A 16,773-nucleotide genomic window follows, 5' to 3' on the forward strand; every position below is an offset into this window, starting at 1 on the left:
GCTTTAAATTTTATTTTTGTTACTGTTAAAAAAAACACGATTAAATAGTATGACCCCAGCAATCGAATTACTTAAAAAACAAAAAATCCCCTTTGAAGTACTCAGTTACGAACACGATGCAGGTAATAGTCAATATGGGCTTGAAGCTGTTGAAAAGTTAAATTTAGATAGCGCCCAAGTATATAAAACTCTCGTTCTTGAAACACACGAAAGGCAGCTAATTGTTGCTGTTACTCCTGTGTCGCAACAAGTTAACTTAAAACAGTTGGCAAAATTATGTGGTGTCAAAAAAGTAGCAATGGCTGCCCCGCAAAAAGTTCAAGCTAGCACTGGTTATATTTTAGGGGGAGTAAGTCCACTTGGACAAAAAAAACGCTTAGCTACGTTTATTCATAGTAGTGCTTCACTTTTTGATACTATTTATGTGAGCGCCGGAAAGCGAGGTTTAGAAATCGCACTCTCCCCAACTAATTTAGCGGCGTTAACTGACGCTAAATTTGGCGATTTATAGCCTTTATTTTTAAAATTACTCTTCATAAATGCAATTAACTCAAGTTAAGCAATTTGCTCAATACCTTATTTGTAACTACATTGAGAGTATCTTTATACCGTTAATATTTAATACCAAACGGTATTACACATTTTGTATACGGCTGTTTGTATGAACCTTTTAGATGTAGATTATTTTGCAATACTGGTGGCTGCATTGTCTTCTTTTATGCTTGGCGGCATATGGTACTCAAAAGCACTCTTTAAAAACGCTTGGCTAGAAAGTATTGGCTTAACTGACCTTGATTTACAATCAGCCAATCCTAAGTTGATATTTGGCGGCAGCTTCTTTTTAGTATTTATAGCGGCTTTAATGTTGTCTCTATTTTTAGGTAAAGACGCAAGCTTAGTTGAGTGTATAGGAACAGGCTTTGTGATCGGCTTTTTTTGGATCAGTAGTTCACTAGGGTTAAGTTATATATTTGAGCAACGCCCTTTAAAGCTATTTTTAATTAACGGGAGTTACTGTATTTTACAGTTTTCGTTAATGGGGCTTATTTTAGGTATTTGGCCGTAAGGGTTGAGTAGCCGTTAATGCCCGGTTTGATTCTTACCTGAGAGTAGAGTAGGTTTATATAATCGTATTTACATGATTTGGTAGCGGTATTAATGAAAATATTAGTAGTTGATGATATGCCGCTCATGCGTCATGTTTTAATTAATATGCTAAGAAAATTGGAGTATTGCAATATCGTTGAAGCTACTGATGGATTACAAGCTTTGGCTTTATTGCGTGACCAACATTTCGATTTGGTTATTACAGATCTTCATATGCCAAAAATGGATGGTGTTGATTTACTCACAAACATTCGAAAAGACAGAGCCCTTGCCGATATTCCTGTGTTGATGGTTACCTGTGAGGATAGTAGAGATAAAGTTAAGCAAGTTATTGCAGCTAAAGTATCAGGGTTTATAATCAAACCTTTTAATATGAATGTATTATCATCTCAATTAAACCGCTTCTTTTTCAAAGATTAGGTTATATTTTTCATCATCATTAAATTATTATGAGCTCACTTTAATAACTATACCGCGTAAAAATTCTAAAACCCAGTGGTCACCTTTACCCACCTAATACCAATGAGCAATAATACTTAATCATTTTGCGAGGCTAAATGTATCTCTCCCTGTGTTAAAAAATTCTCATTTAGGACAATTAAATAGCGAATTTTCGCCTAGCTATCAACACGTTTTTCTACCCTCAAATAGATCACTTAATTAAACGAATTGCTATAAACTGGTATCATAAAGAATAATTTTTTATATAGTACAGCAGGACTTAATGGCAAAACCCAATAAAAAAGGCCCTACTAAAACGGTCGATATTTTTTGCTCTGCTTGTAAAGCTTCCCTATTTAAATATCGAAAAGGAGGCAAAGGAGCATTAGTTAAGTGTTTTAAAGAGCGTATTAGTCAAGACTTTACACACGAGCCCTGTATTTGCCCTAATTGCAGTCGGCCTTTTGCCCGAGAAGCGATTATTCGTGGTGCGCCTGCCTATAAAATAATTGGTGGCAAAGTAACTTTTAAATAATTCAGATACAGTAAAATTTCTTCATACGGACATATGGCCTTGTTAGAATTTACCATATTGATAGAATCGCTCGGTTTGCTGTTTCAATGAATGAAAAAATACCCTCCCCATGGATCGGGCCAGTTTATTGGGTTATTTAAAAATGGATAAAGGATAGTTTCGTGATAGCACTCTTATTTGACATCATAGGCATGACAGGTACTTTTTTAGTAGTTGGTTCATTTTTCTTACTGCAGCTAGGAAAAACGTCCCCATCTAGCCTAACGTATAATATGATGAATTTAACAGGGGCGATTTTGTTGTTAATTAGCCTTTGCTATAACTTTAATTTAGCTAGCTTTGTGATAGAAATATTTTGGATAGCTGCTTCATTAATTGGTTTATACAAATACCTAAAAAACAGATCAGCTTTAGCTACAAATTAATAACGTATTAATTTTTTTCTAAACCTTAAACACTGCAAGCAGACCTGTTTGCGGTGTTTTTTGTTTTTAGGACTAGATTTAATTAATAAGTATAATTAAATTCATTTGTTAACAAAAAGTTTATATCCCTGCCTCATATAAGTCGTTACACTAGCTGCCTTAAATTTTTAGGCTATTTCTCGGGCAGGCCATGTTTTCGTTTTCTAAAAGAATAATTACAGTATGTTTATTATTAGTATTAATTTTAGTTGTTACATTTTGGGTAGGCCGCGCTAACGATATTGAAAAAGCAACGCTGCAAGCACAGGGTCAAGTCACCCAATTAAATAATTATATTGATACCGAGTTAGTTCGCTTTTCTGCTATCCCACAACTGCTTACTTATAATCAGTTAATGATTGATTTTGTGAGTGGTGAAAACCAACACTATAGCGCTATTAATAATTACTTGGCCGACATTCAACAGGCAAGTGGCTCCTCTGATATATTTGTACTTAATACTCAAGGTGAAGTAACTGCGAGTAGCAATTGGCAAGTTGATTACACCTTTTTAGGTAGTAACTTTGCATTTAGACCTTATTTTAAACGTGCTTTTGCAGGCGAAAAAGTTGCCTATTTTGCCTTAGGTATGCGCTCAAAAGAGCGAGGAATTTATTTTTCACAAGCAGTTTATCATGACAACAAAGCGGTAGGTGTTGTGGTATTAAAGGTTAATGTAAGTAAATTTGAAAATGATAGAGAGCTTTTAAATACATCAATGGCGAGTCATTTTTACTTGCAGCTTACTGATGACGTTATTGCTATGTCGGATGTGCCCGCTTGGCGTTTAAATAGTTTTAGTAAGTTTGATATAACGCAACGTCGTGATATTAAATTACGCAGAGCATATTTAGATCATCAACCTGCATATGTTGAGCAATTTCAATATATTAGTGAAGGTATAACGCATTATAAAATAAATAAAAAGTTATATGTAAGCGCAGCTAAACCACTGCGTTACTTTAGCGCAAATATGTATGTTCTTGTTGATGTAACCTCTGTAAATTCGGCGCAATTACCTCGATTATTTTGGGTTAGTGTTATTTACGGTATAATAACTATTATAGGCTATAGCTTGCTGGCTCGTTTTGCTGGCTATAAAAAACTTTTATATTCAAGACACAGTTTAGAAACAAAAGTAATTGAGCGAACGCAAGAGCTTGAAAAAGCACAAGTTGCGCTAGTGCAATCTGCTAAGCTGGCCACAATAGGGCAGTTAAGTGCGGGCATTAATCATGAAATAAACCAGCCATTAAGTGCAATTAACACTTACCTTGCAAGTGCTAAAAGGTTATTAGCTAAGCAAAACTATAGCGCTCTAGCTGAGAGCCTTAATGTTGTTGAAGGGCTTGTAGAGCGAGTGCACAAAATAGTCGGACAGTTAAAGCATTTTAGCAAACCCTCACAAACTCAGTTACGGCCTCACCCATTGGCGGGTTTAATTAATAACGCTTTAATGATAGCCAGCTCGCAATTAAAGCAAGATAACGTCCAAGTAGAGAAACCTCAAATAGATGGCACGTTGATTGTATGGGTAGATTCGCTTAAATTTGAGCAAGTGCTGGTTAATCTAATTACTAATGCAAGCCAGGCAATGAATGGCGCAATAGTTCGGAAATTGAGCTTTAAGGTTGAATGCTTTGATAACCGCGTAAAACTCTCAATTTTAGATACCGGTTCGGGTATCGAACAGCATGCATTTGGTAATTTATTTGAACCATTTTACAGTACTAAAGTAAGTAATGGTTTAGGGCTTGGGTTATCTATATCAAAGCAAATTATTGATTCGTTTAGTGGATCTTTAAGTGCACATAATAGATTAGAAGGGGGGGCTGAGTTTATAATAAGCTTATCAAGTACGCAGGATAAAGCAGATGATTGAACAATCAGCATGTAAGCACATCATTATTATTGATGATGAAGCTATGATCAGAGATTCTTTAAAGCAATTACTGACCCTTGAAGGCTATACAGTTGAGTGTTTTAGCGATGCAAGCGCCGCCTTAACTAAACTCAACCGCCGTTTTATGGGGGTGGTGCTTAGCGATATAAATATGCCCACAATGGACGGGATAACACTGCTTGAGCAAGTAACTGCCTTTGACAGTGAGCTTCCGGTTATATTTTTAACAGGTTATGCCGATGTAACAATTGCTGTAAAAGCGATGCAACTAGGGGCCTATGATTTATTTGAAAAGCCACTTAATGAAACACTACTCGACTGCATAGCCAGGGCCTGCGATAAACGCAGCCTTGTAATTCAAAACCGTGCATTAAAATTAGCTGTACAAAAAACCTCAGCACCCGGCGTTCGCATATTGGGTGATACGCCTAAAATGCAAGACATGATGCATTTGCTCAATACCGTGATTGATACGCCTGCTGATGTGATGATTGAAGGCGAAACAGGCACGGGTAAAGAGCTTGTAGCACGTTATTTACACGACCAAAGCATTCGTTCTAGTTCTAACTTTGTTGCGATTAATTGCGGCGCAGTGCCTGAGCAATTAATAGAAAGTGAGTTATTTGGCGCAGCAAGTGGTGCCTACACGGGAGCAACTCATGCTCGCAAAGGTAAGTTTGAATTTGCGCAAGGCGGCACCGTATTTTTAGATGAAATTGAAAGTACGCCTTTGTCTTTGCAGGTTAAATTACTGCGCGTATTAGAGGAGCGAAAAGTTACACCTGTCGGCGAAAATACGCCTATTAATTTAGATATACGAATTGTAGCAGCGACCAAAGTAGACCTCCTTTCGTTAGTGGAAAAAGGCGAATTTAGAGCTGATTTATACTACAGACTCAGCTTGGTAAAAGTAAACATACCGCCACTACGCGCCCGAAAAGCCGATATAGTATTACTGTTTAAGCATTTTAGCTCCATTGCAGCAACGCGTTACCACAAACCACCAGCCCCTCTTAATAGTAAGTTACAACAGCGCTTAATTGCATACAATTGGCCTGGCAATGTAAGAGAGCTTAGAAATCAAGCTGAACGCGCGGTTTTATTAGGAGTTGAGCTCGCTTTTAGTGTTAGTAAAACGCAGGCTAAAGGTGAGCTTTCACCCGATTTAAGTCTATCTGAAAAAGTTACTTTTTATGAGCAGTCATTAATAGAAGAAGCCCTAGAGCGACACCATGGCAGTATTAAAAATACGATGGGTACACTGCAAATAGCTCGTAAAACCCTTTACGATAAAATGAGTAAATACAATTTAAACCGCGATATGTTCACTGACTAATATGTGCGGTATTTGTGACAATTTAATTATTTTAATGTGTGGAAAACCGCACGTTTTCTTCTTTTATTATTGATTTATAAAACCAACCATTTGAAATTTAATAACTTTATATCATTGGCAGTAAAGTTGCTCTATTAGAACTGACAACAAGTAGATTCTAATAATCAGGACACATAATGATAAAGTTTACACACCCCTGTATTTTACTCACCTCAATTACTGGCCTTGCTATTTGCTCGTACTCTGCTCAAGCGGCTGAATATGCTGTATATGGTAAAGCCGAAGTGCAAATTGCTAATACAGATACAGGTATTATGCGCTATGCAGATAAAGGGACACAGATTGAAGCGCCATTCTCGCGTATTGGTATTAAAGGCGAGCACAAACTTAACGAATATTTAAGTGCAGTGTTTAAATACGAAGTACAAGTTAAAGGGTTTGAGGAAGACGACACCGATGAGCCTTTTACTGCACGTAATACTTACTTGGGTTTAAAAGGTGCGTTTGGTGAAGTTGTAGTAGGAAGAAACGATACTCGCTTTAAATACTCTGAGGGCAAAGTCGATAACTTTAATGAAACTCAAGCCGACATGGCACAAGTTATTGCAGGGCAAGATCGCCTTGGAGACACCATAACCTACACTTCAAGCTATTGGCATAATGCACAGTTTTCGTTTACTTATGCGCCAAAAGATGACAATAAAGACGATAAAGCAGGCTTTGCTGCTACGCTTATTTATGGCGACCGTAATTTAAATAATACGCCATATTACTTATCGTTAAGCCATGTTGATTCACTTAATAATATTACTGCAAGCAGAATTGCCGGTGTTTATAAGTTCGAACAATTACAGCTAGGTGCGCTGTACCAGCATTCAGAATCAGTAGATGGCAGTAAGTCGGGCAATGGTTACGTATTAAGTGCCAGTTATACACTTGATAAGTGGGTGCCAAAAATTCAGTTTGCAAAGGATGACTCAACTCTTCGTCAAGCATCTGAGGCAACGCAATGGAGCACAGGCCTTGATTATGTATTTGATAAGCAAACTACAGCTTATCTTTTATATACCGATCTTAATTTAGAAGAACAAGACGACAGCAGTGTAGCTCTTGGCCTTAAATATAAATTTTAGGAAAAGTAATGACTCAACAAATTTTAAAAAACAATTCTCCTAAAAAACAGAGTATGCAATGGTTTTGGCTATTACTGGGCCCAAGCGTTATGTTGCTTACCTGTCTAATAAACCCACCTGAGGGTATGTCGGTTGCTGCATTTAAAACAGCTGGCTTAGCATTTTGGATGGCATCGTGGTGGGTAAGTGAAGTAGTGCCAATTCCAGCAACAGCTTTGCTCCCTTTGGTAATATCACCACTTGCTGGTATAGAAGCCATAAAAAGTGTGGCTGCACCGTATGCGCACCCACTAATATTTTTATTTTTAGGCGGATTTTTAATCTCTATCGCTATGGAGCGATGGGGGTTACATAAACGTATAGCGCTTAGCACCATGTTATATGCGGGTAAAAAGCCAAGTTTGCAAATTTTAGCAATGATGCTTGTAACTGCATTTTTGTCGATGTGGATGTCTAATACCGCAACAGCCGTAATGATGCTACCTATTGCACTTTCAATTACCAATTTGGTTAAGCAATCAGACCCAAGTAATGAAGGGTTTGGCAAAGCATTGCTACTATCAATTGCTTATGGTGCAAGCATTGGTGGTATTGCTACTTTAATTGGTACACCGCCTAATGCCTTAATGGCTGCTTACTTATCAGATAGTTATCAAATTGAAATAGGCTTTGCTCAGTGGATGATTGTAGGCGTACCACTGTCTTTAAGTATGCTTATCATTAGTTGGGTTTGGCTTACCAAATTTGCGTATAAAGTAGATGCTAATGTTAAAAACGATCAAAAAATTGATACAAAAGCGGTGTTTTCAACGCAGCTAAAAAACCTAGGTATAATGCAACGTGCCGAAAAAGGCGTGTTATTTGTGTTTGTTTTAGCAGCACTGTGTTGGATATTTAGACCTATACTTGGCGACATAACAGGGCTTAAAATTTCTGATACGGGTATTGCGATTGCCGCTGCATTATTACTATTTGTTTTGCCTGCAAACAAAGGCAGTGACGAACGTATTCTTGATTGGGAAAGCGCAGCTAAAGTGCCGTGGGGCGTTTTATTATTATTTGGTGGCGGGCTTACACTTGCATCTCAAATTAAGTCATCAGGGCTTGCCGAGTTTATTGCTCACATGATTGAAGGCGCAAGTGCGATTCCTCTTGTTATGAGCGTACTTGTTGTGGTTGCTTTAATTACATTTTTAACTGAAATTACAAGCAATACAGCAACCGCTGCAGGTTTCTTACCGTTATTAGGTCCTGTTGCTGAATCGATAACAGGTTCACCCCTTGTATGGGTTATTCCTGCTGCTATTGCGTGTAGTTGCGCATTTATGATGCCTGTAGCAACACCACCTAATGCGATTGTGTTTGGCTCAGGGCAAATACAAATGCGCGACATGATAAGAGCAGGCTTTGTACTAAACATCGTCGCAATTGTTTTAATTACGCTAGTGACAATGACTATCGCAGCGCAAGTATTTGGCTTTTAAAACTGTACTAAATTAGTTCCAACCAACCTATATCAGAGTAGTTTTGTTTAAAGTTATAACTTAAAGCAAAGCTACTCTTTATATCCAATCTATTTCAGTTAAATTCACGCCATTAGTGTTCAAAAGAGTTGCTTAGGGTAGATTTACCCTTAAAAACTCAAGTTATATATTACGCTTTCAAGCAAATTAGTATTATTGCTCGAAAAACAGAACAAGGTTATAGTCTGCGGTAACTTTAAAAATTGAGTAATCTATTTTGAGCACCGACACATCACAGGCAATGCCTTTAATTCCCCAATTTGATGAATTGCAAAAAAGCTTTCTCGAAACACCTTACTTGCCAATTGATAAACGTCTCGTTTTATTAAAAAAACTCCGTGTACGTATTGTTGAACTTGAGCAAGAGCTAGTGGATGCTGCTTCAAAAGACTTTGGTTACAGAACCGCTTTCGATACTCTACTTGGCGATATATTGCCTACGGTTCAAACACTCGCGCACATTATCAAAAAGCTACCAAAATGGGCAAAGCCAAGTAATCGCTCTGTAGGTTTAAGTTTGTGGCCTTCAAAAGTAAGTGTTAATTACCAACCTAAAGGTGTGGTTGGTATTATTGCACCGTGGAATTACCCCATTCAGTTAGCGTTAGTACCTGTGCTTACCGCCATAGCTGCCGGTAATAGAGTGATGCTCAAATTAAGCGAGTTTACACCTCACACAAACGTCGTTATCGAAAAAATATTTAAAGACGACATACAAACGCATTGCAAAATAATACAAGGCGGTAGCGACGTAGCCGCGCAGTTTTCATCACTGCCATTTGCTCATTTATTATTTACGGGGTCATCGGCCGTTGGTAAATTAGTAATGGCTTCAGCGAGCCGTAATTTAACACCAGTAACGCTCGAACTCGGTGGTAAATCGCCAGTTATTATTACGCAAAATGCCGATATTAAAAAAGCGGCACAAGCCATACTGTTTGGAAAAATGGCCAACGCAGGGCAAATATGCGTTGCTCCCGACTACGTATTTGTACCCAAAGAGCTTGAGCATCAGTTGGTTCAGCAATTATGCGAGCTTTATAAAAAGCACTTTAAAGACGGTGTTGAAGGTAAAAACTTAACCTCTATTATTAGCGATGCACACTATAAACGTTTAGCAACCTACTTAGAGCAAGCCCAAGAGCTTGGCGCAAACATTATTAAGCCACTTGAGCAAAACCAGCAAGATGAGCAAAAACATCGTATGGGGCTGCACTTAGTGACTCAAGTTACTGACGAAATGCAGCTTATGCAAGATGAGTTATTTGGCCCAATACTACCAATAATGAGTTATGACACGCTCGACAGCGCAATTGACTATATTAAAGCCCATCACCACCCGTTAGCGCTTTATATTTTAGGGCAAGATAAGCACGCTCAAGAATACATTATGAAGCAAACAATCAGTGGCACTGTGGCAATAAACGATACGTTAGTGCAAGTAACTGCTGACGATGCCCCTTTTGGTGGTGTAGGGCATTCAGGAATGGGGCATTATCATGGCATAGAAGGGTTTTTAACGTTTAGCCATGCTAAAAACACGTTAGTATCGGGCTCGTTTAATCCTCGTATTGTTATGCTGCTAAAACAAAGCAAACTTCTTATTAAGCTACTAAAGTGGCTTTACATAAAATAAGAGTATGTTGATTTTGTAAAGTTGAATAGATTTTGAACTTGCTAAATCAAGATATTAAAAAGGCTGAATTACGTTATGTAATTCAGCCTTTTTTAGATTAGTTTCAAACTAAGGTCTTAAACTCTTAAACTTTAAAATAAGCGACCTTCGCCAGCATAGGTACCCACTTGTATTTTTGCATAAATGGCATCGGCTTTTTCTTTAGCTTCTTCAATTTCTTTAGGCAGCATTTTACGCTCATCAAGTTTGCGGCTATGACTCGCTTGCATATTGCCGTTGTACTCAGCGATAGTATTCCAAATGTACGACTTTTCTAAATCTTTTGGCATACCTAGCCCTTCAAAATACATGAGGGCTAAATTGAATTGTGCTAAAGAGTAATTGTTTGCAGCTGCTTTTTCGTACCAGTTGCGTGCCGCTTCATAATCTCGTGTAACGCCCACGCCATTGGAATACATTACACCTAAATTAAACTGAGCCGCAGGCAGGTTTTTATTGGCTGCTTTTTCAAATAAGGTAACAGCCATTTGGTGATCAAGCTTTACGCCTTTACCTTCGTCGTATAAAACAGCTAACGCAAACATTGAATCCGGATGGTTCTTTTTAACGCCTTGTTGATAAAGCGCAGCTGCTTTGCGGTAATCGCGTGTTACACCGTATCCACCTTCGTATAATTTAGCTAGTTCGTAAATTCCTGGTGCAAAACCTTTATCGGCAAGGTATTGAAATTCTTTTAGGGCGACTGCAAATTCACCTTCGTTAGCTGCTCTTATGCCATCTTCTAATGTTGCATGAGCGAAAGGGCTGGCAAGTAAAACGCCAGCAAGAACGAGTGCTTTCAAATTAAACTGTGACATATTAATGTCTCCAATTAGTAATAGTTACGATAGGTTTTAGGGCCAGTATATCTTGCCGCGATTAAATAGCGCCTAAATAGAACAAGTTTTAATCCCGAAAGGTAAACAGACTTTAGTTAAATGCTAAATTATTAAATTTTTGCACTATTTGCGCATTTTAAACGTTTAATACTCAATGCATTTAAGTAGAGACTAAATCGGTTATTATAAATAGATGCAAAAAAGGGTGTCTACTGTTATGTTTTACGCCAGCTTTAGCGCAAACGCAAGGCGATACCTTATCAGATCGTGCGTATAAAATGTAAATAATAGCGCGGTGGACTTTTAAGGTAAGTAAACGAGTTTAAGAAGTGTAAGATACAGATTTTATAGAAAATTTAAAGAAATAAAAAAAGCCCGTTAGGGCTTTTTTGAGTCATATTAACCGTCACTAATATGAGCAATGTAGCAAGTAAATGTGATATTTGATGTTATTACTTGGGTCGAGTAAGTAATAACACGAAGCGGCACGCTCTTCTTTTAATGTGTCAGCATCCTTGCTGAATATTCTTCCGTAGGCACTGAGGTCGTTACACTGTGTTTGTGCGAACGATTATCAGTTAGATCTAAATGCAAGTCAATACTTAAATGATAATTATTATCAAGTGAGTTTTGAGCTTCGCCACAATATAAATAATAGAGATGATCAGTGCCACTTAAATCGAGAATTCACGGCGCGTTGAGAACTTGTTGATTTATATTGAAATATGGCACTTAAATTGAGATTTATTAACTAAATTACACTCTAAAAATAATTATGTTTTTTATTAGGTAAATTTCTTAAACAACGAGAAATCGCTTGAAAACATCTATTACAGTAAGTGATTTGAATTGATAATTTGCCTATCTGTTATACGAAAGCTAATCGGTTTACTTCGAGGTAGAGTTTATTTAGGCCGATACTTTGCGGAGTAGCAACAGCGCATCTTTATTTTTCATTACATAAAGAACTTGTATTCATGGGCAGTTATAGCCGTGGATTGCATCACTCAATAATTACCGGCGGTCTGCTCTGTGCCATAAGCCGACCTTGAGACACATAGAGATTAAGACTGCAAAGATACGAAAGCGGAAGTTAGCTTTGGCCTGTTTAACGACAAATATTCCGACAAAGCAGTCATGACTATTAGTTTATTGTTAAATCTAATCTTTCTTTTCGTTCATCTACTCAATAACCCCACGCTAAACGTGACTTTAGCGTGGGGTTAGAGTTCACAGTAATTTTATCTGGATAGCTCTTTTATTTTTTTCTCTGAAAACCAGCGATATAAAACAGGTAAAACAAATAATGTTAACAGTGTTGCAGTTACCAAGCCGCCAACAATAACACTCGCTAATGGGCGCTGTATTTCTGCACCAACACCATTAGACATTAACATCGGTATCAAACCTAAAGCTGATGTTATAGCAGTCATAAGTACAGGTCTTAATCTTGAAGTAGCGCCTTCAAAAACGGCTTTAGATGCTTCTAGACCGTCTTTAATACGTTGGTTGATACTTTCTACCATAACGACCCCATTCAATACCGCTACACCAAATAAGGTAATAAAGCCAACGGAGCTTGGTACAGACAAGTATTGTCCAGATAAATATAAGGAGAAAACTCCGCCAATTACAGCAAGCGGCACGTTGACCAATATCAGCATAGCTTGACCAACAGAACCAAAGGCAAAGTAAAGTAGTAGTGCGATTAGTGCTAACGATAAAGGTACAACTATAGCTAACCTATTTTGAGCACGTTTTTGACTTTCGAACTGGCCGCCAATCGAAACAGAATAACCTGAAGGTAAGTCAACCTTTTCAGCAATTACCGTTCTGATATCGGCAACCACGCTTCCCATATCTCGATTTTGTACATTTGCTTGGATAACGACTCTTCGTTGTACATCATCGCGTCTAACTTGTGGTGGGCCTGACTCAAATGAGACTGAGGCTACGTCACCCAGTCGCACCCAAGCACCAGTAGGTGATTGAAGCCGAATATCAGCAATAGCTTCTTTGTTACTTCGGTACTCTTCCTCTATGCGAACGTAAATATCATAACGTTCATTACCATTGATTATTTGTCCGGCTGCAACACCACCAATACCATCACGCACAACCTCCATTATGTCACTCACAGACAATCCAAAGCGTGATAGTTCTTGCCTGTTAGGACTTATCACCAATTGCGCTTCACCAGCAATTTGCTCCAATGCAACATCCCTTGCACCTTCAATGTTTTTAATTGCTGTTTCTATTTCTTGACCTTTAGCCGCCAGTACCTCAAGTTCAGGCCCAAACAACTTTATCGCCAACTGAGCCTTAACACCAGATAGTAGCTCATCGACACGAGTCGCAATAGGTTGAGAAAAGTTGAGTAGCAACCCAGGGAATTCTTCTAGAGATCTCTCCATTTTTCCTTGAAGTTCATATCGATTAGATGCACTGGTCCACTCAGAAACAGGCTTCAACCCTATGTAAATTTCGATGTTATTCACTGGCTCTGGGTCTCCACCTATTTCTGCTCGACCAATTCGGCTTAATGCATAGGTTACTTCAGGAAAAGCCATTAGTTTTTCTTCTAGAATTGGTGCCACAGTGAGCGCGGTATCTAAACTGGAAGAAGGTGCAAGCGTTGCTCTTAAGTTTATCGTCCCTTCTTCTAACTCAGGTACAAATTCAGTACCAATTAATGGAACTAATGCAAAGGCAGAGAAAACTAATATAAGTGCGGCTGAAATGACTAATTTGGTGCGTTTTAGTGCGAATGTAAGCCCTTTTCTGTAGAGTTTGTCTAATGGCCTAAGAACAAAGCTTTCCCTCTCTTTTACACCTGACTTAAATAAATAAGTAGCTAAAGCGGGTACAAAAAACAACGCAACCACAATAGCAGATATAACAGCTAAAATGATGCTTATTGCCATAGGTTGAAATAACTTTGCCTCAACACCTTCAAAGCTAAATAAAGGCGTAAATACAACTAAAATAATAGAAGCTGCAAAAAATACGGGACGAGCCACTTCTTTACCCGCATTTTGAAGACGTAACTTAATACCATGCTCATCTTGTTCTACATCATGTGGATCAGTATCAGCACTAGGCACTCTTTCTTTTACAGTTTTTAAATGGGTAGAGTCTGGTCTATTTAAATGCTTAAACATGTTTTCAACCATCACGACTGAACCATCAACTAGCATACCAATGGCTACGGCAATGCCACCCAATGACATAAGGTTTGCAGAAATGCCCCACCAAGCCATGATCATTAACGCGATACCAATTGAAATTGGAATAGATATTAGGACAAGGAAGGTTGCACGTATATTCATTAAAAATAGTGCTAATACAATACAGATGAAAATAAATGCTAGTAATAGTGCATCAACTACTGTATCAACGGCTTTTTCAATCAAATCAGCCTGATCATAAAATGGTTCAAAGCGAACACCTTTAGGCAATGCTTGATTAATCAATGGGATTCTTGCATTGATACCATCAATGGTGGCTTTAGTATTAGACCCCATGCGTTTTAAGACAATGCCAGAGACAACTTCACCTAAATTTTCGACTTTACCGTCTTCGGTTTTGCGCGTCATTGTGACAGCACCTTGACGAATTTCACTGCCCATTTCAACTTTAGCAATATCCGAAACCGTCACAACTGTCCCATCAACTGTTTTGACGGGAACTTGTTTGATATTACTAATACCAGCGTCACCACTTTCAAACCAACCTGCACCTCTAATAACAAGCTGCTCTTGCCCACGGTTCATATACCATCCGCCAACATTGGCATTGTTGTTATCTAGGGCACCAACAACGTCTTCTTGCGTTAGGTTATAAGAAAGAAGCTTAGATGGATCTACATTTACTTGGTACTGCCTAACAATACCTCCAAAGGAGAGTACATCAGTAACACCATCGACAGGCATAACGAGTAATTTTACTACCCAATCATTGAGACTCCTGAGTGCCATAACATCATAGCCTGCATCTTTATCTGAAATAAGAAGGTACTGAAATACTTGGCCTAGCCCTGAGGTGTTTGGCCCCATTTCGGGTGTGCCGACACCTTCTGGTATCAGTTCTTTTGCGGCTTGAAGACGCTCAAATACGAGTTGTCTTGCAAAGTAAATGTCGGTGCCTTCTTTGAAAACAACCGTGACGCCAGACAAGCCTGTTTTAGAAATTGAGCGCACTTGTTCTACATCAGGTAAGGCATACATGACCGCTTCAATGGGGTACGTAATGAGTTGTTCAACTTCTTCAGCAGCTAGTCCTGGCGCTTCAGTATTTACAGCAACTTGAACATTAGTAACATCAGGAAAGGCATCTAAATTTAGTTTTGGTATAACCATAATTGCGCCGACAATTGTGGCAAACAGCGCAATCAAAATCAGGAGTCTATTATTAACAGACCAATCTATTATTTTATTAAACATAGTCTTACTCCTTAGTGGTTATGCGGATCAAATCCGCCTTTAGCGATTTCAGAAGCAACAAAAAATGCGCCTTTGGTTACAATTCGCGTCCCACTATCAAGGCCAATGATTTCCCTAAAATCACCTAAGGCTCGGCCTAGTTCTACTTCTACAGCTTTAAATTCTCCAGGGTGGTCTTCGACAAATACGGTCCAATCACCATCTGCGCTGCGGATCAATGCTTCTTCTGGCACAGCCATCACTTTCTGCTTTGTGGCAAACTGAAAGTAAACTTTTACAAACATACCTGAATGAAGGTTATCATCAGCATTCTGTACCCCCAATCTAATAATTCTTGTACGAGTTACGGGATCAATTGTATGGGCTTCTTGGATAACTTTGGCATTGTAACTCTGGCCTTCTAATTTAAGTACCGCAGGAGAATCAATTGATAAATTTAGCTTTTTATTTGGAGAAACTTTTGCTTCAACCCATAGTTGTTTTTCATCAGCTAACAACATGACTGAATCCCCAGCATCAACACGTTGCCCTTGGATAAAGTCGTCTTGAAGCACGACACCTTCACGGTGCGCCGTTAATGCATATTGTCCAAATGCTTTAATGTCTTTGTTAGAAATACCATTTATTGCTTTTTCAGTTAACCCTAAAGCAATGAGCTTGCCATAGCTCGCATTGTATGTTGTTTCAGCTTGTAATAATCGACTTTCACTCACCGTCTTATTACCCAGCTTTTTTACACGTTGCCATTCGGTTGAAGCGATTAAATAGTCAGCTTGTGCTTGTGCCATTGCTTCACTAAATAATGTAACTAACTTCTGACCTATTTCTACATACTCGCCAAGCGCTGCATGGCGACTGATAATTACTGACTCTGTACGTGGTGATACCACATAACTTTTATAGCCATTAGCTTTTATTTCGCCAGGTGCATATACGGAGCTAAATTGATATTCAGGCTTAACACTTTCCACTTTAATGTTAGCAAGCGACATCTTCTTTGGATCAATAGTGATACCTTCTTCATGTTCTTCTTCTCCCTCTCTATTACCACCTTCATGGCCGTGCTCGTCATGGTCACCTTTATCTTCTTCATGTCCCTTTTCGTGTTCATGCTCATCTTGATGTTCTTTTTCTTCTTGTTTCGAAACGTTTGTGACAGAACCAGTTCCATCTGACGACTGTGCAAAAGCATCATGATTTGTACTAAACCCAACTAACAGGCTGCTAATTACTACGGCTAAAAATTTTGTAACTATTCACCAAGACAAATTATTTTCTAAGGATCTTTTTTAGCTATTGACTGATCCTGCCAGTATGCCAAGCTAGAGCTATTACCCTATCGCTCTAGCTTTAATGAATTTAAACAGCATAAATA

At 38.5% G+C, this 16,773-nt stretch carries 13 protein-coding genes; 10 read left to right on the forward strand and 3 right to left on the reverse strand.

Going from position 1 to position 16,773, the window contains the following annotated elements; translation table 11 throughout:
- Positions 1-49: 49 nt before the first annotated feature.
- The 10 genes from ybaK to QL998_RS09075 all read left to right on the forward strand — a co-directional run bounded on the left by ybaK (position 50) and on the right by QL998_RS09075 (position 10,078).
- On the forward strand, positions 50-511 hold the full coding sequence (gene ybaK, locus QL998_RS09030; protein WP_290192555.1) for a Cys-tRNA(Pro) deacylase: 462 nt from the start codon (positions 50-52) through the stop codon (positions 509-511).
- A 150-nt stretch (positions 512-661) separates the two neighbouring features.
- Entirely contained in the window at positions 662-1,066 is a 405-nt protein-coding gene (locus QL998_RS09035; protein ID WP_002959069.1) for a DUF1761 domain-containing protein, read from the forward strand.
- A 92-nt stretch (positions 1,067-1,158) separates the two neighbouring features.
- On the forward strand, positions 1,159-1,527 hold the full coding sequence (locus tag QL998_RS09040; RefSeq protein ID WP_165742520.1) for a response regulator: 369 nt from the start codon (positions 1,159-1,161) through the stop codon (positions 1,525-1,527).
- A 304-nt stretch (positions 1,528-1,831) separates the two neighbouring features.
- Entirely contained in the window at positions 1,832-2,083 is a 252-nt protein-coding gene (locus QL998_RS09045) for a hypothetical protein (RefSeq protein ID WP_002959073.1), read from the forward strand.
- 161 nt (positions 2,084-2,244) lie between these two features.
- Positions 2,245-2,508 carry a hypothetical protein gene (locus QL998_RS09050; RefSeq protein ID WP_024595558.1) on the forward strand — a complete coding sequence of 88 codons (264 nt, stop codon included), beginning with the start codon at positions 2,245-2,247 and terminating at the stop codon, positions 2,506-2,508.
- 190 nt (positions 2,509-2,698) lie between these two features.
- Positions 2,699-4,429, forward strand: coding sequence for an ATP-binding protein (locus QL998_RS09055; RefSeq protein WP_024605494.1), 1,731 nt, complete (start codon positions 2,699-2,701; stop codon positions 4,427-4,429).
- Positions 4,422-5,786, forward strand: a complete 1,365-nt coding sequence (locus tag QL998_RS09060; RefSeq protein WP_024605493.1) for a sigma-54 dependent transcriptional regulator — start codon at positions 4,422-4,424, stop codon at positions 5,784-5,786. Before QL998_RS09055 ends, QL998_RS09060 begins: the two co-directional genes overlap by 8 nt.
- 176 nt (positions 5,787-5,962) lie before the next feature.
- Positions 5,963-6,919 carry a porin gene (locus tag QL998_RS09065; RefSeq protein WP_182197352.1) on the forward strand — a complete coding sequence of 319 codons (957 nt, stop codon included), beginning with the start codon at positions 5,963-5,965 and terminating at the stop codon, positions 6,917-6,919.
- An 8-nt stretch (positions 6,920-6,927) separates the two neighbouring features.
- Positions 6,928-8,403 (forward strand): SLC13 family permease, encoded by a 1,476-nt coding sequence (locus QL998_RS09070; protein WP_182197354.1) that lies wholly within the window; start codon positions 6,928-6,930, stop codon positions 8,401-8,403.
- Positions 8,404-8,659: 256 nt separating this feature from the next.
- Entirely contained in the window at positions 8,660-10,078 is a 1,419-nt protein-coding gene (locus QL998_RS09075) for a coniferyl aldehyde dehydrogenase (RefSeq protein ID WP_182197356.1), read from the forward strand.
- 131 nt (positions 10,079-10,209) lie between these two features.
- Here QL998_RS09075 and QL998_RS09080 read toward each other — a convergent pair whose 3' ends face one another.
- The 3 genes from QL998_RS09080 to QL998_RS09090 all read right to left on the reverse strand — a co-directional run bounded on the left by QL998_RS09080 (position 10,210) and on the right by QL998_RS09090 (position 16,390).
- On the reverse strand, positions 10,210-10,935 hold the full coding sequence (locus QL998_RS09080; RefSeq protein WP_007582012.1) for a tetratricopeptide repeat protein: 726 nt from the start codon (positions 10,933-10,935) through the stop codon (positions 10,210-10,212).
- Positions 10,936-12,197: 1,262 nt separating this feature from the next.
- Positions 12,198-15,398, reverse strand: a complete 3,201-nt coding sequence (locus QL998_RS09085; RefSeq protein ID WP_055253892.1) for a CusA/CzcA family heavy metal efflux RND transporter — start codon at positions 15,396-15,398, stop codon at positions 12,198-12,200.
- Positions 15,399-15,409: 11 nt separating this feature from the next.
- Positions 15,410-16,390 (reverse strand): efflux RND transporter periplasmic adaptor subunit, encoded by a 981-nt coding sequence (locus tag QL998_RS09090; protein WP_042849306.1) that lies wholly within the window; start codon positions 16,388-16,390, stop codon positions 15,410-15,412.
- Between the last annotated feature and the right edge of the window lie 383 nt (positions 16,391-16,773).

This window comes from Pseudoalteromonas sp. APC 3691, from assembly GCF_030408135.1.
In the GTDB taxonomy this organism is placed as follows: domain Bacteria; phylum Pseudomonadota; class Gammaproteobacteria; order Enterobacterales; family Alteromonadaceae; genus Pseudoalteromonas.

Bases quoted from the DNA above. Each gene is read 5' to 3' on its own strand.
- QL998_RS09055 (WP_024605494.1), top strand. From the start codon at position 2,699: ATGTTTTCGTTTTCTAAAAGAATAATTACAGTATGTTTATTATTAGTA.
- QL998_RS09085 (WP_055253892.1), bottom strand. From the start codon at position 15,398: ATGTTTAATAAAATAATAGATTGGTCTGTTAATAATAGACTCCTGATT.
- QL998_RS09090 (WP_042849306.1), bottom strand. From the start codon at position 16,390: ATGTCGCTTGCTAACATTAAAGTGGAAAGTGTTAAGCCTGAATATCAA.
- QL998_RS09070 (WP_182197354.1), top strand. From the start codon at position 6,928: ATGACTCAACAAATTTTAAAAAACAATTCTCCTAAAAAACAGAGTATG.
- QL998_RS09060 (WP_024605493.1), top strand. From the start codon at position 4,422: ATGATTGAACAATCAGCATGTAAGCACATCATTATTATTGATGATGAA.
- QL998_RS09045 (WP_002959073.1), top strand. From the start codon at position 1,832: ATGGCAAAACCCAATAAAAAAGGCCCTACTAAAACGGTCGATATTTTT.
- QL998_RS09065 (WP_182197352.1), top strand. From the start codon at position 5,963: ATGATAAAGTTTACACACCCCTGTATTTTACTCACCTCAATTACTGGC.
- QL998_RS09040 (WP_165742520.1), top strand. From the start codon at position 1,159: ATGAAAATATTAGTAGTTGATGATATGCCGCTCATGCGTCATGTTTTA.
- QL998_RS09080 (WP_007582012.1), bottom strand. From the start codon at position 10,935: ATGTCACAGTTTAATTTGAAAGCACTCGTTCTTGCTGGCGTTTTACTT.
- ybaK (WP_290192555.1), top strand. From the start codon at position 50: ATGACCCCAGCAATCGAATTACTTAAAAAACAAAAAATCCCCTTTGAA.
- QL998_RS09035 (WP_002959069.1), top strand. From the start codon at position 662: ATGAACCTTTTAGATGTAGATTATTTTGCAATACTGGTGGCTGCATTG.